The 23245-nt window shown below is 42.8% G+C and carries 19 protein-coding genes and 1 riboswitch; of the genes, 8 read left to right on the forward strand and 11 right to left on the reverse strand.

Annotation, left to right across the window (positions count from 1 at the left end; genetic code table 11):
- Positions 1-125 precede the first annotated feature (125 nt).
- The 3 genes from ACSSTM_RS06600 (at position 126) to ACSSTM_RS06610 (ending at position 1367) form a co-directional block, all read left to right on the forward strand.
- Positions 126-938: a Cof-type HAD-IIB family hydrolase gene (locus ACSSTM_RS06600; protein WP_012009535.1), complete on the forward strand. Its 813-nt coding sequence runs from the start codon at positions 126-128 to the stop codon at positions 936-938.
- 88 nt (positions 939-1026) lie between these two features.
- A complete protein-coding gene (locus ACSSTM_RS06605; protein ID WP_034663354.1) occupies positions 1027-1179 on the forward strand; it encodes a hypothetical protein in 153 nt (50 codons plus the stop codon).
- Entirely contained in the window at positions 1176-1367 is a 192-nt protein-coding gene (locus ACSSTM_RS06610) for a DUF3813 domain-containing protein (RefSeq protein WP_024425070.1), read from the forward strand. Before ACSSTM_RS06605 ends, ACSSTM_RS06610 begins: the two co-directional genes overlap by 4 nt.
- Positions 1368-1427: 60 nt before the next feature.
- Here ACSSTM_RS06610 and ACSSTM_RS06615 read toward each other — a convergent pair whose 3' ends face one another.
- Both ACSSTM_RS06615 and ACSSTM_RS06620 read right to left on the reverse strand, forming a co-directional pair.
- Positions 1428-1883: a BsuPI-related putative proteinase inhibitor gene (locus tag ACSSTM_RS06615; protein WP_106031493.1), complete on the reverse strand. Its 456-nt coding sequence runs from the start codon at positions 1881-1883 to the stop codon at positions 1428-1430.
- A gap of 14 nt (positions 1884-1897) precedes the next feature.
- On the reverse strand, positions 1898-2740 hold the full coding sequence (locus ACSSTM_RS06620) for a YitT family protein (protein WP_034663360.1): 843 nt from the start codon (positions 2738-2740) through the stop codon (positions 1898-1900).
- A 140-nt stretch (positions 2741-2880) separates the two neighbouring features.
- On the opposite strand from ACSSTM_RS06620, the gene ACSSTM_RS06625 reads away from it, so the two are divergent.
- Positions 2881-3738, forward strand: coding sequence for a DegV family protein (locus tag ACSSTM_RS06625; protein WP_106031492.1), 858 nt, complete (start codon positions 2881-2883; stop codon positions 3736-3738).
- Between the two features lie 48 nt (positions 3739-3786).
- Here ACSSTM_RS06625 and ACSSTM_RS06630 read toward each other — a convergent pair whose 3' ends face one another.
- The 3 genes from ACSSTM_RS06630 to ACSSTM_RS06640 all read right to left on the reverse strand — a co-directional run bounded on the left by ACSSTM_RS06630 (position 3787) and on the right by ACSSTM_RS06640 (position 7492).
- Positions 3787-5436: a methyl-accepting chemotaxis protein gene (locus tag ACSSTM_RS06630; RefSeq protein WP_034663367.1), complete on the reverse strand. Its 1650-nt coding sequence runs from the start codon at positions 5434-5436 to the stop codon at positions 3787-3789.
- Complete coding sequence (locus ACSSTM_RS06635) at positions 5433-6410, reverse strand: BMP family lipoprotein (protein WP_034663371.1); 978 nt, start codon at positions 6408-6410, stop codon at positions 5433-5435. Before ACSSTM_RS06635 ends, ACSSTM_RS06630 begins: the two co-directional genes overlap by 4 nt.
- Positions 6411-6643: 233 nt before the next feature.
- Positions 6644-7492 carry a CvfB family protein gene (locus tag ACSSTM_RS06640; RefSeq protein WP_034663374.1) on the reverse strand — a complete coding sequence of 283 codons (849 nt, stop codon included), beginning with the start codon at positions 7490-7492 and terminating at the stop codon, positions 6644-6646.
- 237 nt (positions 7493-7729) lie between these two features.
- Between ACSSTM_RS06640 and ACSSTM_RS06645 the strand changes: the two genes are divergently transcribed.
- The 4 genes from ACSSTM_RS06645 (at position 7730) to ACSSTM_RS06660 (ending at position 14722) form a co-directional block, all read left to right on the forward strand.
- Positions 7730-8221 (forward strand): YajQ family cyclic di-GMP-binding protein, encoded by a 492-nt coding sequence (locus ACSSTM_RS06645; RefSeq protein WP_034663377.1) that lies wholly within the window; start codon positions 7730-7732, stop codon positions 8219-8221.
- A gap of 81 nt (positions 8222-8302) precedes the next feature.
- A riboswitch (SAM riboswitch) is annotated at positions 8303-8421 on the forward strand.
- A 78-nt stretch (positions 8422-8499) separates the two neighbouring features.
- The gene (locus tag ACSSTM_RS06650) at positions 8500-10341 is read left to right on the forward strand and encodes a bifunctional homocysteine S-methyltransferase/methylenetetrahydrofolate reductase (RefSeq protein ID WP_034663380.1); all 1842 of its coding nucleotides are present in this window, start codon (positions 8500-8502) and stop codon (positions 10339-10341) included.
- Positions 10325-13753, forward strand: a complete 3429-nt coding sequence (metH, locus tag ACSSTM_RS06655) for a methionine synthase (RefSeq protein ID WP_437404105.1) — start codon at positions 10325-10327, stop codon at positions 13751-13753. Before ACSSTM_RS06650 ends, metH begins: the two co-directional genes overlap by 17 nt.
- 114 nt (positions 13754-13867) lie before the next feature.
- A complete protein-coding gene (locus ACSSTM_RS06660; RefSeq protein ID WP_106037868.1) occupies positions 13868-14722 on the forward strand; it encodes a GNAT family N-acetyltransferase in 855 nt (284 codons plus the stop codon).
- Between the two features lie 43 nt (positions 14723-14765).
- Here ACSSTM_RS06660 and ACSSTM_RS06665 read toward each other — a convergent pair whose 3' ends face one another.
- Genes ACSSTM_RS06665 through ACSSTM_RS06690 form a run of 6 tightly spaced genes read right to left on the reverse strand, consistent with a single transcriptional unit; the run spans position 14766 to position 23076 of the window.
- The gene (locus tag ACSSTM_RS06665; protein ID WP_106031488.1) at positions 14766-16580 is read right to left on the reverse strand and encodes an IucA/IucC family protein; all 1815 of its coding nucleotides are present in this window, start codon (positions 16578-16580) and stop codon (positions 14766-14768) included.
- A 13-nt stretch (positions 16581-16593) separates the two neighbouring features.
- On the reverse strand, positions 16594-17943 hold the full coding sequence (locus ACSSTM_RS06670; protein ID WP_106037869.1) for a lysine N(6)-hydroxylase/L-ornithine N(5)-oxygenase family protein: 1350 nt from the start codon (positions 17941-17943) through the stop codon (positions 16594-16596).
- The gene (locus ACSSTM_RS06675; RefSeq protein WP_034663394.1) at positions 17918-18472 is read right to left on the reverse strand and encodes a GNAT family N-acetyltransferase; all 555 of its coding nucleotides are present in this window, start codon (positions 18470-18472) and stop codon (positions 17918-17920) included. Before ACSSTM_RS06675 ends, ACSSTM_RS06670 begins: the two co-directional genes overlap by 26 nt.
- Positions 18469-20250, reverse strand: a complete 1782-nt coding sequence (locus ACSSTM_RS06680) for an IucA/IucC family protein (RefSeq protein WP_095285001.1) — start codon at positions 20248-20250, stop codon at positions 18469-18471. The genes ACSSTM_RS06675 and ACSSTM_RS06680 overlap by 4 nt, the downstream gene beginning before the upstream one ends.
- Positions 20247-21743: a pyridoxal phosphate-dependent decarboxylase family protein gene (locus ACSSTM_RS06685; protein WP_106037870.1), complete on the reverse strand. Its 1497-nt coding sequence runs from the start codon at positions 21741-21743 to the stop codon at positions 20247-20249. Before ACSSTM_RS06685 ends, ACSSTM_RS06680 begins: the two co-directional genes overlap by 4 nt.
- Positions 21730-23076 (reverse strand): aspartate aminotransferase family protein, encoded by a 1347-nt coding sequence (locus ACSSTM_RS06690; protein ID WP_034663402.1) that lies wholly within the window; start codon positions 23074-23076, stop codon positions 21730-21732. Before ACSSTM_RS06690 ends, ACSSTM_RS06685 begins: the two co-directional genes overlap by 14 nt.
- Positions 23077-23245: the final 169 nt, after the last annotated feature.

Below are 23245 nucleotides of genomic sequence, written 5' to 3' on the forward strand. Positions count from 1 at the left end.
CCTCCTTTATCATTCCCGTCTTTGTTTATTTTAACATGTAGACAACAAAGATGTGATAAAGATACACTATAGGTAGAGGCGCCGCACGAACTGCCTCCTATCACTTACAGATCAAAGGAGATTTTATGGAGACTAAACCTTACCTAATCGCACTTGACCTGGATGGCACGTTATTAAAAGATGATAAAACCATCTCTACACACACGCTTGACGTCATTCAAAAAGTGAAAGACAGCGGGCATCATGTCTGTATTTCAACCGGCCGGCCATTTCGTTCCAGCTCTCCTTATTATCAGCAATTACAGCTTGATTCACCCATTGTGAATTTTAATGGCGCGTTTGTCCATCATCCTCTTGATGAAAAATGGGGCAGATTTCATACGTCACTTGATCTCCAAGTCGTTAAACAGCTTGTAGACATTAGTGAGGAGTACAAAGTGCACAATGTGCTAGCTGAAGTGTTAGACGATTTGTATTTCCATTACCATGATGAGAAGCTCATTGATATATTTAATATGAATGCAAATAAAGTCACCGTGGGAGACCTTCGGGACAACCTTGGAGAAAATGTGACGAGCGTGTTAATCCATGCAAAAGAAGAGGACGTTGGAGCCATTCGAAGCTATTTATCAGATGTTCATGCAGAAGTGATTGATCACCGGCGATGGGCTGCACCGTGGCACGTGATTGAAATCATTAAAACAGGCATGAACAAGGCCGTTGGACTGCAAAAGATCAGTGATTATTACGGCGTTCCACAGGAGCGGATTGTGGCATTCGGAGATGAAGACAATGATTTAGAAATGCTTGAATTTGCTGGATGCGGCGTGGCAATGGGCAATGGAATCGATGCGGTGAAACGTGTTTCAAATGAAGTCACTGATACGAACGAACAAGATGGGATTGCAAAGTTTCTAACGAATTACTTCTCGCTTTAATTTTTCCATTCATACATAACCGAAGGAAGCGGGCATACTACCGTTAGACAGGTTGTCCTGTCAGCTTGTGTAAAGGGGCGGATTCCGAATGGGTAAAAGAAGCAAATCGAAACGCTTTATACAACAAGGTAAAGATTCAGTCAGTCTGCATGACGCACGTTTTCCTTATCGTTCGACACTTGAAGAAGCGGCGGCGGACAGGGGAAATATGAAGACTGATGCTTCTGGAGGTTCATTGTGAGAAACGAACTTTTTGATCAAGCCAAATCATTTACTGAAGAAGCCCTTACTTCTTCATTTTCATCTGGGTTAGAGCGTCAACAGGCGGTCAAACGAGCCAAAAATGCCGTATCTTCTGCATTTGCCAATTCGACAGATGCAGAAAGAAACCAACTGCATACCTTCCAAGACTTGCTCGATGATCTCTAACATAAAAAAAGCTGTCCACCATTGGACAGCTTTTTCTGATTCTCATGAAGCAGGAAGCACTTATTTTACTTGGAACGTTTTCTTTTCCGTGATTTGCTTCAGCCCTTCTGCTTTTCCTTTAAATGTGACGATCGCTTCATACGTTCCCGGCTTGACACCGTTTGACCACGTATCTTGAAAATCATAGGCTTCTCCTTTCTTCAGCACAAATGATTGGATGGCCTGTGTGAACATACGGTCTTTCGAATAGCGGTATTGTTCATTTCCGTTTTCGTCATACACACTGAGCTCGAATTTCTGGCTTGTGTTAAAAGTAAATTCAATATCTCGATCTGATTCATTTTTCAGCGACATGTTAAATTGAACCGAAGAACCTTTCTGGACGGGGTCTACTGTGAGTACAACTGTTTTTTCTCCCATTTGACCGGATACCTCCTTGTCTGGTTCATCCTTTTTTTGTTGTCCACAAGCGGCTAAAATCAATAAAACGAGAAGAAGCACCAACCCTTTTTTCATTTACTACCCACCTTTTAATCTCGTCTGAAAAATCCAAGAATATTGGTTGTTTGCACAATATTTGTAAAGGCTTTTGGATCGACTTCTTTAATAATTTGTTCAAGTTCATACAGCTCATACCTTGTAATGACGATCACCATCATTTCTTTTTGCTCGTTGGTAAAAGCTCCTTTTGCAGGTACAGTCGTAATGCCCCTAACCATTTTTCCATAAATGGCTTCTTTGATTTCATCAGCTTTCTTCGTCACAATCATCGCGGTCAGCTTCTCATGTCTTGTATGGATGGCATCAATGACCCTTGTGGTCACATATAATGTGACAAGGGTATATAATGCTTTCTCCCAACCTTGTAATAATCCTGCTGTAAAGATGATGATTCCATTTAAAATGAAGAAATATGTGCCGACTGGTTTATCCTTCCACTTCGCTAAGATCATGGCAAGGATGTCGAGCCCGCCTGTTGATGCCCCGTATTTGAGGGTGATCCCAATCCCGAGTGCAGATATGACGCCGCCAAACACAGCATTTAGTAATATATCCTGTGAAACACTCGTTTCCGGTAAGATGCCGAGGAAAATGGTCGTCAGTGCAACACTGATGATGCTGTATAACGTAAAGGAACGGCCAACTTTCATCCAGCCTAAAATGCCGACTGGAATATTTAAAATAAATAATAGGATCCCTGTTGATATATAAAATGGCGCATATTGATCCATTAAGCTGGATAACAGCTGGGCCACCCCTGTAAACCCGCTCGCGTATACATCAGCTGGGATTAAGAATAAGTTCAGTCCAATCGCATTGAGCAGTGCACCAATGACGACGACAATGAGTTTTTTTGCTTCTCCAATGAACATATTGTCATTCCTCCACTTACCATTCTCTCTATGGTTTTCCCTAAAATTTAGAATTTGAACACGAAAAGATGATTTCTGTGATATAGTTAGGCTAAAAAGATGTAAAATATGGCTGATATTTTTAGAAAGAAGGGATTTTGATGACTGTTCATATCATAGCAGACAGTGCTGCTGATCTGCCTCTTTCTTATTATGATGAACATAACATGACGCTCATTCCGCTGCGTGTGTTACTTGGCGAGCAGGAATTTGAAGATTTGATCACCATTGAACCAAAACAAGTATTTGATGCGATGAGACAAGGTGCCAGCCCAAAGACGTCACAAGCTTCCCCAAACCGAATCAAAGAAGCCTTTGTTTCTCTCGCACAAACCCATACATCTGCAATCTATGTTGCCTTTTCATCAGAGCTTTCCGGTACATACCAAACAGCTGTGATGATGGCAAACGAAGTGAAGGAAGAATACCCTGATTTTGATTTGCGAATCATTGATTCTAAATGTGCTTCACTTGGCTATGGGCTTGCAGTCAAACACGCTCAATCACTTGCCATTGACGGAAATACAATACAAGAAATTGAAACGTCTGTAAAGCATTTTTGCGAATCTTTACAACATATTTTTACTGTAGACGATTTATCGTATTTAGCAAGAGGCGGAAGAATCAGTAAAGCGTCCGCATTTGTTGGCGGTTTATTAAGCATTAAGCCCATTTTACACGTCGAGGATGGAAAGCTCATACCACTTGAGAAAATCCGCGGACGTAAAAAGCTGTTGAAACGCATTATTGAACTGATGAAAGAACGTGGAACGGATTGGCCAAATCAAACTGTGGGCATTAGTCATGGTGATGATCCTGCACTTGCAGAAGACATGAGACAATTGATTGAAGCCGAATTTCATCCAAAAGAAATTGATATTCAGATTGTCGGCGCGGCTGTTGGGTCCCATTCAGGCCCAGGCACGCTTGCAATCTTCTTTACAGGCAAACCATCATAAAAAGCACCCTTCCCTGACACATCACGGGAAGGGTGCTTTTCTTATGACTTATGAAAGTTTAAACCGATGGACGGTTTCATTTAACCTTGCCGTCATACTCATCAGTTCTTCTACCTGTTTGTTCATTTGATGGAATGATTGCAGCTGTTCATTGGCAGAGGCAGAAATTTCTTCGCTGCCAGCTGCTGTTTCTTCTACAACCGCACTAATATTTTCAATCGAGTTCAGCACTTGTCCGCCAAGCTCTGTTGATTGAACAATTTGGTCATTTAAGACAGCCATTTCTTGTTTAATGTGCTGCGCTTTTGTTTCTATATCTTCAAAGGAGTGTGAGGTTTTGTCCATCGCATCCTGCTGTTGAAGTGAAAGCTTGACTCCTTCTTTGACAGTTTGACTAATGGATTGAATGCCTCTTTCAATATGACTGACCATATCAAAGATTTGTCTTGTAGCGTTAGATGATTCATCGGCAAGCTTACGAATTTCATCTGCAACAACAGCAAAGCCTTTTCCAGCTTCACCTGCTCTTGCCGCTTCAATCGCCGCATTTAGCGAAAGTAAGTTTGTCTGATCCGCAATGTCAGAAACAGTTTTGGCCATGGCCGAGATGCCGCTGGCGTATTGCGTGAATTCTCCTGCTGACTGCTCGATTTGCCTTGTGGCATGTGTATTTTTTTCAATCGCCGTTTTTGTTTCTGTTAACGTGTGCTTTCCACTTTCCACTGCTTCTATGGCATCCTCAGTACTTTGGATGACTGTTTGTGAACGTTCGGAATTTTTACGTCCATGCTGATCCATCTTTTCAATCAAACTGACGCCATGCTGGAGATCCTCTGAAATGGCTTGTGACCCATTTGCCATTTCGTCTGTCGAGACAGATACTTGATTTGCAGATTCCATCAGCTTTTTGTTTTCATCATCTAACTGGATCGAGAATGTCTCTACTTGACTTGAGACATTGCTGATTTCTTTAATCAGACTAATCAGCTGATCTGTCATTTGATTAAAGGATTCATTCAAGCCGCCGATTTCATCCTTGCGCTGAATGTCCATCCGCTCGACAGCAAGGTTGCCTTCTGCGATCTGCTTCGCTCGGTAGGATAGTGATTTGATAGGGGTCACGATGGATCTTGTTAACCCAATATTTAAAAAGACAGCAATGACAATCAGTGTGAGGGCTGCAACGAGTGCACTGGTGATGATCCATTGCACATTATCAGATGTATTCTCTTGATTTTGTTTATACGCTTCTTCTGCTCTTTTATTCATTGTATGGACGTCGTTTAAAACACCATCAATTCTTGCAGCGACCCGTCTTGCATCCGATGCGTTTTTTTCACCAATGGCATTATTTGCTTCCTTGGTCCACGTGTCATATTTTGCATTTAACCTTGTTAATGCATCTTTGTTGATATTTCCTGCATGTTTGTTTAACGTTTGCAGCTGTTTTTTTGCTGTAGAAATATCGGTTTGAACAACCTCTAGCTGTTCATCAGAAAGTGTCATTGAATAATTGGTCATGGCTTGTTCGACGCTTTCAAAGCTTGCTTTTGTTTTTTGAACGTTTAATAAGGTTTGAACTTCTGTTTCATTTGATGATTGGATCTTTGTCATACTGACAATGATAAAGGCGATTACGCCAACTGCTAAAAGAAGTGAGACGAGTGAGTTGAGTAAAATTTTGATGCGCAAGCTCATGATGCGTCCCCCTCTTCTTTTAGAAGTTTCTGCTTCAGTTCATTTACTTTTTTGGTCAATGTCTCAGCATTCTTCATCACCCGAATTCTTGCCATATCGATTCCGTCATTGCTTAAGTCGTAGATAACATGCCCATTTTTGATTTGATTGTTCTTGACGAGCTGTTCGCTGAATTGATAGACCACTTCATCGACTTTTTTTACCATGGACGAAATTACCGCTTTTTCAGCGGTGTAGTACTGATCACTATCTACACCAATGGCATATTTGCCCTGCGCTTGCGCTTCTTTTAATAAACCGACACCTGTATAGCCAGCTGCGGCATATAAAACGTCTGCTTTCTTTTTGATCATGCCTTTGGCTATTTTACTGCCTTTGCCCGCATCACTAAACGTATTAGCATAGGTGGATAAGATCTTGATGTTCGGATTTACTGATTTGGCGCCTTTTTGGAACCCTTTTTCAAAACGATGGATCAAATCCGCATCGACACCGCCAACAAATCCAATGACATCACTTTTCGTTGTCATGGCAGCAAGTGCGCCCGCTAAATAGCTGCCTTGCTCTTCTTTAAACGTCACGGAGGTCACATTTTTCAGCTCAGATACGGCATCGATGAGAAGGAACTGCTTCTTCGGATATTTCTTTGCGACTTTTTCTAAATCTTCTTGCATACTGAAGCCTACTCCGATGACGAGGTCATTGCCATCTTTTACAAGCTCGGTCAGTCCTTTTTCATATGTATCGGTTTCTGCAATTTCTCTATAATCAAATTCAATCCCAAGGTCATCACGTGCTTTTTCTAATCCTTTAAATGATGAATCATTAAATGATTGATCACCAAGACCATCATCTGTGAGCATAACGCCAATATGCTTCGCATTTGATGCCGGTGGTTTCCCTTGCTGATTGCTGCATGCGGCGAGCACCATAAGCAGGGCTGCCACCAGAAGCAATGAAATTTTCACTTTCATCCACACACACACTCCTTTTATCATCCTTACTCCTTTCTTATCGGATTTGAGAGGCGTTGTTTCAATGATTAAGTGAAGGTTTTTCAGCTTTTTTCATGACTTTTTTCACTGAAAAAACCCATTATTTATAACAAATATAAAAAAAGGGATAAAATCATGATGATTTTATCCCTTTGTCTTCATTTCAGTGTGATATGAAAACCCTTGAAGTCAGGGTTTGGATTTCACGCTGCTCATTTTTTCTCGTATGTCCAGCCCTCTTTTTGGTAAACTAAGTCATTTTTCATCAAATGGCCTAATGCTCGTTTAAAGGCTGCCTTGCTCATTTGGAATCGTTCACGGATGTCTTCTGGATCACTTTTGTCCCCATAAGGCATAGCACCATTTCTCGTTCTCATATAGGTTAAGATTTCTTCTGCATCGACAGATAACGCTTCCTGTTTTCTAGGGAGCAGAGAAACGTTCACGGTTCCATCCTCTTTCACGGCAATGACGCGTCCTGTCACGGTCGATCCTAATCTTGGTTCTTCCTTTCGTTCCGTGCGGTGGATAAACCCTCGCACGCCTGTATCTGTCAGCATAAAGGAGCCTGTCGCAATTAAGCGATAAATGGTTCCAGTGATTTCTTTGTTCATTAAGGTTTCAGGTGCCTCAGTAAACAATTCACTGATCACATCTTCAGTGGCTGGCTTTGCGAACATTCTGCCGTAGCTTGTGACTTTCAGCATGCAGTAGAGTTTGTCTCCTTTTTTTGGCCATGCTTCCTCAAAAGGCGGGAGGTGTTCTGTTGCAACAAGTGCATCCTTTGACAGCCCGACATCGACAAATGCGCCCATGTCTTCTACCACGTCTACGACTTCTACCCAGCCATATGTATGCGCATTGATTGTAGGTATTTTCATCGTGGCAGCCAGTCTTTCTTCATGATCTACATATAAGTAGACCTCTACTTCATCTCGGTCACCAATATCCTCTGTCATCTCACTGCGGTGCAAGAGGACCGAATCTTCACCATCTGTCAAAAAGTAGCCGTATTCCATCTCGTTCTCTATTTGCAAGGTCAGTTGCTCACCTGGTCTCATGTTCTCTTCCTTCCTATCTGCCCATAAAAGAGCGTTCGTTCATCTTTTGATTCACTTTATTCTACTATACTTCTCCCCACATGAACATCTCTAGTTCTGTTAGCTAAAGTGGACAAACCGGATACGATTTATACCGCTGCCGGCTGAACTCTTTGACTCGTCTCTTCGATAAAGTTTCTTCTTCTCCTATTTGCATGATAAAATAGACGCAATATCTATACATGGAGGTCATGTGTTATGGCAAAAGAAAGCTCATTTGACATTGTATCGAAGGTAGAACTGCCAGAGGTGCAAAACGCTGTTCAAGCAGCGCTGAAAGAAATTAAAAACCGTTATGATTTTAAAGGAAGTAAAAGTGATATTTCTCTTGAAAAAGAAGAGCTCGTTCTCATCTCTGATGATGACTTTAAGCTGGAGCAGCTAAAAGATGTGCTTGTGACAAAGCTGATCAAACGAGATGTTCCAACTAAAAACATCGACTACGGAAAAACCGAGCATGCCCTTGGCGGAACAGTACGCCAGCGCGCGAAGCTGATCAGCGGGATTGATCAAGACAACGCCAAAAAGATCAATGCACTCATTAAGCAATCCGGCATCAAAGTGAAGTCACAGTTTCAAGATGACCAAGTGCGTGTAACAGGGAAAAATAAAGATGATTTACAAGAGGTTATTTCTCTTATGCGCAAGGCAGATTTGCCAATTGATGTTCAATTTATAAATTTTCGATAAATTTCAAATTTTCCATTGATTATTTTCGATTTTTTCGATACAGTTGATGGAAGTTCAATTCATTGACATGTTCATATCACTTTCTTATCAAGAGAGGCAGAGGGACTGGCCCTGTGAAGCCTCAGCAACCGGTGTAGTAGAAATATATTTTCTATGACCAAGGTGCTAAATCCAGCAAGCAACTGCTTGGAAGATAAGAAGAAGAATTACGATACAGCCAAAAAGTCTTCTTCTTATCAGAAGGCTTTTTTTGTTACATAGAAATAAGGAGGAAACCAATGGGCCTATTACAAGACTTACAAAACCGCGTACTGATTGCTGACGGTGCAATGGGAACACTTTTATACTCTTACGGCATTGACCGCTGCTTTGAAGAATTAAATTTATCGAAAGAAGAGGAAGTAAAGCGCGTGCATGAGGCATATGTGCAGGCTGGTGCTGACATCATCCAAACAAATACGTACGGTGCGAATTATATTAAACTATCCCGCTACGGCTTAGAGGAAGAAACAAAGCGCATCAATACAAAGGCCGTACAAATCGCAAAAGCAGCCGCAGGCTCCGCTTATGTACTCGGAACGATCGGCGGCATTCGAACATTTAACAAAAATGCCTACTCTATTGAAGAAATTAAACGAAGCTTTAGAGAGCAGCTGTACATTCTATTAAATGAACAGCCTGACGGATTATTGCTAGAAACGTACTATGACATGGAAGAAGCGAAGGCCGTTCTCCAAATTGCACGCAAAGAAACGCCTCTCCCGATTGTCATGAACGTCTCCATGCATGAACAAGGTGTTTTGCAGGATGGAACCCCGCTCAAGGATGGTTTATCTGAATTGTCCTCTCTTGGCGCAGATGTCGTCGGCATCAACTGCAGGCTGGGCCCTTATCATATGATTCAGGCACTCGAAGGCGTACCGATTTTAGAAAATTCCCATTTATCAGTCTATCCTAACAGCAGTCTTCCCTCTCTTGAAGAAGGCAGACTCGTCTATGATACAGATAACGATTATTTTCGAAAAAGTGCACTTGAGTTTAGAAATCAAGGCGCACGTATTATCGGCGGCTGCTGCGGAACAACACCTCAGCATATTCACGCAATGGCTGAAGCGGTCAAGGATTTAGCGCCGATCACTGAAAAAGAAGTGAAAGTATTAAAAGAAGAAATCATTTCGATTCAAGATCAGCGGACTGAACCAGGTCTTGATGAGCTCGCTGCGGAAAAACGGACGATTATTGTAGAACTTGATCCGCCGAAGAAGCTGAACTTCGAAAAATTTCTCGTCGCTGCAAATGAATTAAAGAATGCAGGCATTGATGCCTTGACATTAGCTGATAATTCTCTTGCGACCCCGCGCATTAGCAATGTGGCTTGCGGCGCATTATTGAAACAGCAGCTTGATATGCGTTCACTTGTCCATATTACGTGCCGTGATCGTAATTTGATTGGGCTTCAATCCCATTTGATGGGTCTCGACACGCTTGGTTTAACTGATATTTTAGCCATTACAGGCGATCCATCTAAGATTGGAGATTTCCCAGGTGCAACGTCGGTTTACGATTTAACCTCCTTTGATTTGATCCGGCTGATCAAGCAGTTTAACGAAGGTCTTTCTTTCTCAGGGAAGCCGCTTGGTAAAAAGACCAATTTTTCAGTAGCTGGCGCGTTTAACCCGAATGTTCGTCACATTGATAAAGCGGTCAAACGTCTTGAGAAAAAAATCGAATACGGCGCTGATTATTTTGTTTCACAGCCTGTTTATTCTGAGGAACAGCTTGTGAAAATTCATGAGGAGAGCCGTCATTTGGATAAACCGATTTATATTGGCATTATGCCGTTAACAAGCAGCCGAAATGCAGAGTTTATTCATCATGAAATTCCAGGCATCAAATTATCTGATTCCATTCGTGACATTATGGCCAAGGCTGGCGAGGATAAGGAAAAGCAGCGAGCAGAAGGCTTAGCGATTGCCCGCTCTTTATTAGATACAGCCTGTGAATTGTTTAATGGCATTTATTTAATTACCCCTTTCCTTCGATCAGATTTAACAGCAGAACTGACCACCTACATTCATCAGAAAGAAAAGGAGTCAAACATCCATGTCAACTATCACTGAACAGCTAAAGAAACGCATCCTCGTCCTTGATGGTGCAATGGGGACCATGATTCAAAATGCCAATCTCACAGCAGAAGACTTTGGCGGAGAAGAGTATGAGGGCTGTAACGAGTATTTGAATGTAACAGCCCCTCACATCATCCGCGCGATTCATAGGGAATACCTTGAAGCAAGTGCCGATCTCATTGAAACAAATACATTCGGGGCTACAAAGCTCGTCCTTGATGAATACGGGCTTGGCCACCTTGCCTATGAACTCAATGTACGGGCTGCCCAGCTGGCAAAGGACGAAGCTGACCGTTACTCCACGCCGGAGCAGCCTCGATTTGTTGTAGGCGCAATGGGACCCACAACAAAAACATTATCTGTGACAGGCGGCACAACCTTCGATGAACTCGTCGCCAACTACAAAGAGCAGGCCCGCGCCCTGATTGATGGCAAATGTGATGCCCTTCTTTTAGAAACAAGCCAAGACATGCTGAATGTAAAAGCTGGATTCAAAGGCATTCAGGAAGCCTTTCAGCAGGCAGGCATTCAATTACCACTCATGGTATCAGGTACAATTGAACCAATGGGCACTACCCTAGCTGGTCAAGACATTGAAGCCTTTTATATCTCTCTTGAGCATATGAAACCAATTAGTGTCGGCCTTAACTGTGCAACTGGTCCTGAATTTATGACAGACCATATCCGCACGCTCTCCTCCATCGCCAAGTCAGCGGTTAGCTGCTATCCAAATGCTGGTCTTCCAGATGAAGAAGGTCAATATCACGAATCCCCTGTTTCTCTTGCTAAAAAAATCGCCGCTTTTGCGAAGGAGGGCTGGTTAAATATTGTTGGCGGCTGCTGCGGAACAACACCTGCACATATTCAAGCTTTGTCAGATGAAGTACGCACGATTCAGCCGCGTCACATCGCGCATGAATCGTCTCAGCATACCGTATCAGGAATTGAGCCCCTTATGTATGAGGAATCAATGCGTCCTCTTTTTGTAGGAGAACGGACCAATGTTATTGGTTCACGCAAGTTCAAACGACTCATTGCGGAACAAAAATTTGAAGAAGCGTCAGAAATTGCTCGCGCACAGGTAAAAAACGGCGCTCACGTGATTGATGTGTGTCTCGCTGATCCAGACCGTGACGAGGCAGCTGACATGGAAGGCTTTTTACAAGAGGCCATGAAAAAAGTCAAAGCCCCTTTTGTCATTGATTCAACAGATAAACACGTGATTGAAAAGGCGCTCACGTATTCCCAAGGGAAAGCCATCATCAATTCCATTAACCTTGAGGATGGCGAAGAACGGTTTGAAGAAATTCTCCCTCTTGTGAAGCTGTACGGCGGTGCACTTGTTGTCGGCACGATCGATGAAACAGGGATGGCCGTAACAGCAGAACGAAAGCTCGAGATTGCCGTACGCTCTCATGATCTATTAACGAAGAAATATGGAATTCCCGCAAGTGACATCATTTTTGATCCACTTGTCTTTCCAGTAGGCACTGGAGATGAGCAGTATATTGGCGCTGCCGAAGAAACGATCAAAGGCATCAAAATGATCAAGGAAAATCTGCCTGAGTGCCTGACGATTTTAGGCATCAGCAACGTGTCTTTCGGACTCCCGCCTCTTGGCAGAGAAATCTTGAATGCCGTCTACTTGTATCACTGCGTCCAAGCAGGACTTGACTACGCCATCGTGAATACGGAAAAGCTTGAACGTTTCGCTTCTATTCCAAAGGAAGAAATCAAGCTGGCTGAAACGCTGCTCTATGAAACAAATGATCAAACCCTTGCTGAATTCACCCAATTTTACCGAGGCAAAAAGAAAACGGAGAAAAAACCAAAGGTCTCTTTATCACTTGATGAAAGGCTGGCACTCTACGTCGTCGAAGGAACAAAAGAAGGACTTATCGATGATTTATCCCTTGCTCTAGAGCAATTTGAATCACCACTTCATATCATCAATGGTCCGTTAATGCAGGGAATGGCTGAGGTTGGACGTCTTTTTAATCAAAACGAGCTGATTGTGGCGGAAGTGCTTCAATCGGCAGAGGTCATGAAGGCATCTGTATCGTATCTCGAGCAATATATGGAAAAGCAGCATGCAAGCGGGAAAGGTAAGATTCTACTTGCAACTGTAAAAGGAGATGTCCATGATATCGGGAAAAACCTTGTCGACATCATTTTGAGCAATAATGGCTTTCAAGTGGTCGATCTCGGCATCAAGGTGACACCTCAAACATTGATCGAAGCTGTGCAAAAGGAAAAACCAGATATGATTGGATTATCAGGATTGCTTGTGAAATCAGCTCAGCAAATGGTACTCACCGCTCAGGATTTACAAAAAGCGAATATTTCCGTTCCCATTTTGGTCGGCGGCGCTGCACTTTCTCGGAAATTTACGAAAATGAAGATTTCGCCTCATTATGACGGACCGGTTCTTTATGCAAAAGATGCGATGGACGGCTTATCTTTAGCCAATGAATTAAAAGCGAATCCTCTTCAGTTTCAAACAATGTCCGGAGAAGAGCCAGCGGCTCCTTTTAAAGAGAAAGAAGCAAAGCAGCCACAAGCTGTCATTGAATTACTAGAAAAACGTGCGGCGCTCCCGCAGGCACCTATTTTCACACCAGAGAATACGGCACGTCATTATGTGCGGGACATCGATTTGCATCACATTATGCCTTATGTGAATGAACAAATGCTCATTGGTCACCACCTTGGATTAAAAGGAAAGGTCAAAACATTGTTAGCTAACCAGCATCAAAAAGCATTGGAATTAAAGCAGCTTGTCACAGACCTTCTAAACGAAGGCAGAGAGAAAAACTGGTTTGCGCCTGCATTTGTTTATCAATTTTTCCCTGCCAGTTCAAACGGAAATGATCTGCGTATTTATGATCCCGCAGCGCCTGACCGCATCCTTGAAACGTTCCAATTCCCAAGACAGGAGAAGCTTCCGTACCGCTCTATTTCTGATTATGTGCGGAAAAGCGGCGAAAACGAGAAGGATTATATTGCCTTATTTGCCGTCACAGCTGGTGCGCGTATACGTGAAGTTGCGCAGCAATTTAAGCAAGAAGGAGATTATTTAAAAATGCATGCGGTCCAAGCTCTGGCGCTTGAGCTTGCAGAAGGATTAGCCGAAAGAACCCACCAAGTGATTCGTGACAAATGGGGCTTACCTGACCCAGTCGATTTCACAATGGAAAAACGATTTCAGGCAAAATATCAAGGGCAGCGCTATTCCTTTGGTTATCCCGCTTGTCCAAATCTTGAAGACCAAGAAAAGCTGTTCAAGCTGCTTCAGCCTGAAAAAATTGGCATCCATCTGACAGAAGGGTTCATGATGGAACCTGAAGCATCTGTTTCAGCGATCGTCGTTTCTCATCCTGAAGCTCGATATTTTAATGTTCATTAATGCAGGACCTCCGGAATTGGAGGTTCTTTTTTGATTGAAAACACCAATTTTTACACTATGCTTCTTATGGTACGATACATATAAATGAATTCAGCTAAGAAGGAGTTGCGTGTCATGACAAACGTTGTTCAACGAGCATTAACAATTGATGACATACCAGATCTCATCGCATTGTCTCAAGAGGTACACTGGCCTGATTACAATGCGGAAGAACTCACATCTCTTTTAACAAATGGATATTTCACAGGTTTTTCAACAACGGACGGACAAGTCATCTCATGTGCAGGACTTTTCCAATATGATCAAGCGGCGTCAATTGGGGCAGTCATTGTATCTGAGACACATCGCGGATTAGGTCTTGCACGGAAAATGATTGACACCCTGCTAGATCAAAGCCAAAGCATTCCTGTCGTTTTAACCGCTACTGTCCAAGGGCGGCCTGTTTACGAAAAAATCGGGTTTCACACGGCTGGTTACATTCATACTTACAAAGCGCAAAAACCGAACCCAGAGGCGCTTCGTGTGTCAGATGACATTCACCTGTCTCCTGCCGATGAAACGCACCTTCCGTCCATTGAAGCACTTGATGAAAAAGGCGCAGGTACAAATCGATCAAGCTTTTTAAAAAACCGGATGAACCGGGCAGCACGGCGTATCATTGCAAAGAATGAACATCACGAAACAACTGGCTTTGCATTTGGCGTTGAAACGCCTGCCAATTTAATGATTGGACCGCTTACAGCAAATGATGAACTTACAGCTCTCTCTATGATCCGTTCGCTCATCTCGTCTTATTCTGGTGCGATTCGTTTAGATATGCAGAAGGAAACAGCTGAGCGCCTCCATGAATCACTTGTTGAAGCAGGTTTTACGAAAACAAACAAAGCGCATTTTATGATGATTCGCGGAAAAGAAAAGCAGAATGATCCCGCACTTCTTTATTTCCTTGCCTCTCAAGCATTTTCGTAAAAAAATAAAAAGCTGTAGACAGTTGATGTCTACAGCTTTTCTATTACTTCTCACAGGCGGACGAAAGAACATGAGCGAGTGCATTTTTGACCTTCCCATGCTCTGACGCATGCGGGCGGTCATCTCCATCTCCGTACCCATAATCAATCATTCGATTACGATTTAAGCACAGCTTTGTCAGCTTCGGCTGGAATAGATCAAATAGTTCAAAACGGTCCTTCAGCTGCGGGAATTGCTTTTGATAATGCTGAATTTCTTCTGCAAGCAAGCGCCAAAGTGTCGTTTCATCTAACAGCTGATGATTGTCTAACACGTTTGAAACGTAACGCAGGTTACAAATAAACAGTCCTGTAAAGATAAACTGCACTAACCCTTCCGGCGGCTCACTCCGCAGCACTTCTTTTAAATCTTCTCCTAGTGAAGCCAATTCAGGCAGCGGCTGATCACTAATATTCACATCATCAACGAAATCTTTGATCGCCAAACGATGCGGCTGATGATCTTTTAACACAAGAATCGTATTTTGCCCGTGTGGTGAAAAGACGGTGCCATATTGATACATGAAGTGCAGCAGCGGCGGCATCACAACATGGAAAAATTTCGCCATCCATTCCTTTGCTGAGAGACCAGATTTTTCAATCAGCTGTTTCACATATGGCTCACCTTCATGATCCTCATAAGTGAGTGCTGCAAGTGTAACAGGGCTCTCTCCTTCATCTAAATACGTGTAAATGCTTTCTCTAAAAATCACACCGAGCATCTCAAGATATTGATACGGCGCACCAGGCAGTTTGCTGTAGTAAGGATGATCGACATTGATACTTGCATTCTCACCAGGTAAAATCACGCGGCAGACATCCGATAAAAATGAGTCTTGATCCGCAATCCCTTTAATATGCGCTGTAATACGAGGGGCAATGACTGTCCGTTCTGACGGAAGTCCCCGGTACACGAGTGTATTTAAAATACTCATTGGCAGTTTAATATGATGCTTGCCTTTATTTGAGATGTTTGTAAAGGTTCTGATGGACTGCTGCGGGATATATTGATCCAGTCCCTCTCCTACATACACAATCCGGCGCAAGGCCAAATCTTCCGGGAAATGCTGAATAATCATATGCGTCCACTGCCACTTATGAACAGGCATCAAATAATAATCAGCTGCATTCAATCCTTCATCCTTTAACACGCGGTGAAATTGACGGATCGTGACTTCATCTAATTCTTTGGCTATCACCTGCTCATAATTTTCATGATCGACCGCATGGAATGTCGCAAGGTCCCGGTGAACAGCAATCCAAGACAGCTGCACACTTTCTTGCCTTTCAGGTGCATAGGCTAGGTAGTCATCGTAACTGAACCCAATGCGTCCTTTGTTATACACAATCCAAGGATGGCCTGTCATTTCTCCTTCAATCCACGCGTAATCTGTATCTGTCAGTTCATCCGCACGAAGTGCTTTTTTCGACAGCAAATGTACATCTGCTAACAGGGTATGATGAAGCTCTTTGATAAGATGGCCTGTTGTATCAGAAGACATTGGAATGAGCGGCTGAATGTCTAGTAAAAACACAATCGCACTGACATCCTTTGACCATTTTCCGTCTTGACAGCACTCGATTGATTCAGCGATTGTATCAAAACTATCAAACAAACGAGGTTTTGCGAGATAGCGATATTTCTTATGTTCGTGAATGATTAATTCATACTGAGCGATGCCATCCTTACGATCTAGCTGCACGGGATGAAGCATGTCCTCATACATGTATTCAGACAGCATTTTTGCCACCATTCGCTGGTTTGCCTTTTTCCAAGCAGCAGGATTCACCGCTTTTTTCAATTCATCTTGTACACTCATCGCTTCATCCTCCTTAACCTTTGATTTCTTCAAATGTGTTGACGTTCTTGTGTGTACCAAATGTCTGGAAGACGTGCTTTTGATAAAGTGGATACACGGTTTGACGAGCAAGTTCATTGATAATCACACTGTTTCGGTAAGCGCCAAGCCCTAAATCCGGAGCGCCGACCCCATGTGTATGAAGCTCAGCATTTTGCACAAAAATATCATTTTCACCCATTGTATTAGTTTTCAAGCGATATTCACGTTCGACCTGGAACCGTCCTTGATCGTCCCATTGAATGTGATGAGAAATTGGGTTGATAAACGGCGGCAGTACCGATTGATAGCCAGTCGCCAGCACAACAATATCGGTCTCATGGGTAAAGGTGTCCTCTTTGACCCATTGCATGCATGAAAGGGACAAGCCGTCCGCTGTTTCCTCAATCAAGTTGACCTCTGTCATCGCTTGAAGCACTGTGTTCAACTGCTCTCCGCAGGCAGAACGTTCATAAAGCAAATGGTAAATATCACGGATCATTGCAGAGCTGATGCCTTTATACAGCAAGTCTTGCTGCTTTAACAAAGCATCCTTTTTTGTTTGCGGAAGCTCATAAAAGAAATCAATATAATCTGGAGAGAAATATTCAAGACCAAGGTTTGAATATTCCATTGGGAAAAATCCTTTAGAGCGTGTGAACCAGTGAATATCCTTTGCCTCATCATCTGATAAAATATCATAAAACACTTCTGCCGCACTTTGGCCAGAGCCGATAACTGTCACAGATTTCCCTTTAAAACAGCCTTCTTTCTTTCGTTTTAAATAGTCAGCAGAGTGAAAAACTTTCTCTCCTAAAGCTGGCTGGAGCGATGCTGGTATCGCCGGCTGTGTACCAATTCCTAAGACGAGATGCTTACTTTCAAATACCTCTACGGTTTGATCATTCACATGACGGACATGCACTTCATATCGCTTTTCTCCTGCTTTCTCAATCAATGAGACAGATTCGACGTTCATGCCAAATCGGCAAGAGTCTAACTGATCTGCGACCCAGCGGCAATAATGACTATATTCCTTGCGCGGGATATGAAAATCCTCTAGAAAGTAAAATGAATACAAACGGTTTTGCTCCTGCAAATAGTTAAGAAAGCTATATTTGCTTTTCACATCTGCCATGCTGACAAGGTCCGCTAAAAAGGGGACTTGCAGTGTCGTCCCTTCAATGAGCATACCTGGGTGCCAATGAAAGGCTTCACTTCTTTCAAAAAACAAAGCGTCGATATTATTTACCTCTTCAGATAATGCGGCAAGTCCCAGGTTAAACGGACCAATGCCGATTCCAATTACATCCACTACATTATTTTGCTTGTTGAACCGCGTCATGGTTATACTTCCTTTCGAATCGTTCTCGATCACAAAACATCAAAAGACCTGTTTTATCGGGTAAATTGACTGGTTTTACACGTTCAAATCCGCATTTTTCAAATACATGGATCATTTTTTCATTGCGAATATCCGGCTCAGCGACGATTTTTTCTGTTCGTTTGTTCTGCTCAAATTGAAAGGCTGTCATTGCCTGAAGCAGCGGGGCCGCAAATCCTTTTCCCACATAATCCGGCTCCCCTATTAATAGATGGATTCCTTGATCATGCGGAGAAGGCTGATAGTAGGATTCAATAATGTCACCTTTGACGTTGTATGCCTCAAAATAACTCATTGGCGTCCCATCAATTGTTCCTAAATAAAGGGTTTGATGCGGATCATGAATCGCCTGATAAAAATGCTTTTCAAAAGCAGGAAACGGAATATTCAAATGCCAAAATGGGTGAACATACTCTTCTTGCATCCACTTGTGGACAAGCCGGACATCCCTTTCATATTCAGCGCGAATAAACCTAATACGATGCCTCATCCAATCAGCGCCTCCTTATGTAAAAAGAGCGGATTCAAGACAGCTGTGTAACGAGACTGTGTTTCCAGAGATCCAGTCAGCTCATCCATATCTTCAAACCGTGTCAGCAAATTCGCTTTTGAAGGCAGTTCCTTTGAGCGGAGAAGGCTGTTTGTCAGTTCAGATGCCCCGTATGTTTCCTCATGAGCGAGCAATGTGTCTCTCACGAGTGCCAGCAAGTCTTCTTCCTTTGCCAGTCCTTCTGTGCCAAAGCCGTTAATGAGACCAAATAAATGATTAAAGAAGAAATAATAACGCAGTCTCTCAACGGCTACATCATCTGCACAAATGGTTTCACTTCTCACGCTCAAGTTTTGGACAAGGTTTGCGAGTTTATCCTTTTTCGATTCACTATAATAGTAGCCTTGGTTGTCACGATAATAGAAGGTGTCCGGGTAACCAGCCTTCATTTGCACAACAGCATTTTGCTGATGGGCTTCCAGTGCAAGACCATATGTTTCAAACAGCCAGAGCATCGGTTCTAACGAAATGGTTAAATATTGCTTAAACCAATCTTGGCTCACAGCATCTGTTGATCGGCCTTCTGCGTCTGCAAGGTTATGAATGATCCCTGCTAATCGCGATTTTCCACCATACGCATGATCCTGACATAATCCAGCAATTAAGCTTGCCCCTTTTTCACGATGCAAAAATGGATTTTGACGAATGACTACTTCAAAGCCAGATTCCGCCTCTTCTCCTTGAATGGATAAATAGGCAGGATCTTCAATGACCCGGAATCCAGAGAATTTATCGTATAAAGAAATGCCTAATTCTGTTTTTAAAATGCGAGACATCTCAACTCCGCGATCCAGTTCCTTTTGTTTATTGACACGTAAGGAGTTTGTAATTTTCACAGGAACAGAGAATTTGAGCATGTAAGCAGAATCTTTTTGATAGACAGTTCTAAAGGATGAGGTCGCTGTGTATTCAGACCCCAGCGGTCCTAAATAAGTCAGTTTCCCTTCCTCTATATAACGCTGGACGAACGCTTTCTCCATGACCACTTTGACTTGCAGCGGGTGAATCGGAATGAGCACATATTCTCCGTTTTCTGTTAACGTATTCAGTCTCTCTGTTTCTTCTGGTACCTGGCGCAAGAGCTCTTCTAACATGAGGCTTGCCGCAGACTGTGCAATAGACGAATCCTGAAGCACAATCGAATGGTGCGCTTTAAAGTAATGAAGCTGGAAAGCCCCTTTCAGCTCAGGAGAATAGACCGCTTCTTCCTCCTCCGTCATCCCTTGTCTGCTTTTTGGAGTGGGGTGCGTTAAATGTCCAAGAAGAAGTGACTGCTCAGCCTCGATATACTCAAAATCGGCTTCAGAAAGAGCTGCTCGATCACTTTCTCGCTCCTTTAAGAATCGTTCAATATTTCGGCAGCTTAAAATGATGCGAAGCATGAATTCATCCTCTGCATCTGTGCGGCCATATTCAATGAGAAGCTCCTTTGAACATAGAGCAACCAGTGTCGTGTAATCGGCGATTGCGCCCTCTTGTTCACTGCCTTGCGGACGGAAGCGAATCGGAAAATCAAAGAGATGGCGGCCAACAGATGAAACATATCGGATCGGAATCACAAGCTCTAGATCTTGCTTTGCTAGTTTTGCGATGAATACAAGCGAGCCATCTGCTCTCGTCTCTTTTTTTGCAGATCGATCGATTCCTGTTTCACGTAAAAAACAGTTTAAAAAGCTTTGCATAGTTGCATTTTCAGCCATTTGTTTATATTGACTCAACGTAGTACCCTCCCGGATTGAATATGAGCGATCCCGATATCAACGATGTCAGAAAGGATTTCCTCAATATGTGTGATTGTCGTTCTCGGATTTAACAAAGTGAATTTTAAGCATGTTCGGCCATCAACCACTGTTTTCGCAATGACAGCAGTTCCCGTTTTGAACAATGTCCGATGAATGATTTTATTGATGTCATCTGTTCGGTGCTCATCCTTAAATCGGAACACAATCGCATTGATTTCTGGCTCAGGATTGATTACTTCAAGGTGATCATTTCTCTCAATAAGCGCGGCCACATCCTTCGCAAAATGAATGGTATGGTCAATGATGTCACCAAATCCTTCTTCTCCAATTAGACGAAGAGAGAGAAGTAACTTCAGAGCATCAAACCGGCGCGTCGTTTGGATAGATTTATTGACGAGATGTAGAATACCATCTAATTCATCTTCCTTTGGATTAAGATAATCTGCATGATAATCGATCAAACCAAAATGTCTTTTATCCTTCAGCAAAAATGCCCCGCAGGAAATCGGCTGATAAAATTGCTTATGAAAGTCGATCGTGATTGAATCAGCAAGCTCCATACCGGCTAATTTACTTCGGTAGGTTTTGCTTAATACAAGTACTCCGCCGTAGGCAGCATCTGCGTGAATCCACAGACCGTCTGGTTTGACAATGTCATACACATCTCGAACCGGGTCAATACTTCCAAAATCAGTTGTCCCGCAAGTCGCTACTACCGCAAAAGGAAGCAAGTTCTGATCCTTTAATTCAACCATCTTCTTCTTCAAATCATTGAGGTCCATTCGGTGATGCTCATCCGTCTCGACCAGTACAACAGCCTGCTCCCCTAAACCGAGCTGGGATGCAGATTTTTTCACCGTGAAATGAGCATTTTTAGAGCAAAGAATTCTCATGCGGTGAGCTTCACTTGGTAAGCCTTTCTGCTGAACATTCCACTGCCATGTATTTTCACAAAAGGCATCTCTCGCCAGAAGCAGCCCCATATAGTTAGATTGGGTTCCACCGCTTGTAAATGTCCCATCTGCTAAGCCGCCATAAGAAAACTTTGCACATAGCCACTTGAGGATTTCCTCCTCAACCAAAGAAGCAATACCGCTTTGATCAAAGGAATCCATTGATTGGTTAAAGGAACTCACCATCACCTCTGCGGCAAGTGCAGGAATGAGCGGAGGACAATGCAGATGTGCCAAGCATTTAGGATGCGATACATCAATCAAATGCGGCAAAAGATGTTCTTTTATATCTTGAAAGACAGATTCAATTGATTCTCCAGACGGTTGAAATCGGAATAACGATTCGACACTAGCCGCTAATTTCCCAGGCAATATTCCGCTGTATGGTCCTGTGTCTTTTTGCCACTGCTCCAGTAAGCTGTCGATAGATGTATGAAGAGCCGCTTGGAAGGACTCTCTTCCAAGCTGGCTTTGATTCATAAATAATGAATCTACAGAAGCTTTAGTTGATTGCATCGTACACGGCCTCTTTAAAAATAGCGATGACTTTTTCAAGCTGTTCTTCTGTCATAATGAGTGGCGGCAGGAAACGAATCACACTTCCGAAACGGCCTCCTGTCTCCACAATTAAGCCTTTATCGAAGCAATTCTTTTGAATAAGACTGGCCAGCTCTGGATTCGCTGGATAGCTTCCGTCCACATCCTGTTTCTCATTTGGATTGACTACTTCAACGCCAATCATTAAACCTCTTCCTCGAACATCACCGAGAGCAGGTACTTGTTTTTGGATGTCTTTTAAGTGAGCCTGCATACGATTTCCTAACTGTTCTACATGATCAAGCAGGTTGGTTTCTTTTATAAATTTAAGCGTAGCGGTTCCTGCAGCCATCGCCATTTGATTCCCTCTAAATGTCCCGATGTGTGCACCTGGATTCCATTGATCTAAATCTTTATCATAAATCACAACTGAAAGCGGCAGACTTCCACCAATGGCTTTTGACAGCACAATGACGTCAGGTACAATTCCTGCATGTTCAAAGGCAAACATCTTACCTGTTCGGCCGATGCCTGATTGAACCTCATCAATAATGAGCGGAATCCCTTTTTCTTTTGTGATTCTTCTCATTTCCTTCATCCATTCAATAGATGCTGGAATGGAGCCTCCCTCGCCCTGCACTGCTTCAAAGATCATACCTGCTGGCGGAAGAATACCACTTTCAGGATCATTTAATACGCGCTCAATATACGAACTTGAAATGCGGTGCGAATCCTTCCCTCCAATTCCAAATGGGCAGCGATATTCATATGGGTAAGGCATAAAATGAACATCAGGTATTAACCCTTGCACTCTTTCCTTTGGAGATAAATTCCCGCTTAATGACATCGTGCCATGTGTCGCACCGTGATACGCACCGTGGAATGAAAGAATGGAACGATTACCTGTCGCTGTCTTGACTAATTTAATAGCTGCTTCTATGGCGTCACCACCAGTTGGCCCACAAAATTGAATTTTGGCTCTTTTTGCAAACTCTTCTGGCAAGTGAGAAAAAATTTCATTCACAAATTCTTCTTTAATTTCTGAGGTTATGTCCAGCGTATGCAACGGTCTTTTTTCATGAAGCATACGTTCAATAGCTTCTATAACAACTGGATGATTGTGACCAAGTGCAAGTGTTCCTGCGCCTGCCAGGCAGTCATAAAACTCTCTGCCATCCGCATCTGTCACGATCATACCCTCGGCTTTTTGCATGGCTAATGGGAACCGTCTCGGGTAAGACCTTGCATTAGATTCTCTTTGACTTTGCTGCTCTAAAAATTGCTGATTTTTAGAAACGGTTTTGATGGACATAATAAAACACTCCTCCAATTGATAAAGATTATCATTTTCATTTACTAGCCTAGAGGATGTGAGATATGAAAGTCAATTGTATTCAAAAAGATGATTCGAAAAGCATATGAATGCTATATTCTCTTTTTAGCGAGTATTTTCGTGTAATTTTTACAAACCTCTACTGCCA

This window comes from Bacillus sp. RK1064 (assembly GCF_051488405.1).
Taxonomy (GTDB): domain Bacteria; phylum Bacillota; class Bacilli; order Bacillales; family Bacillaceae; genus Bacillus.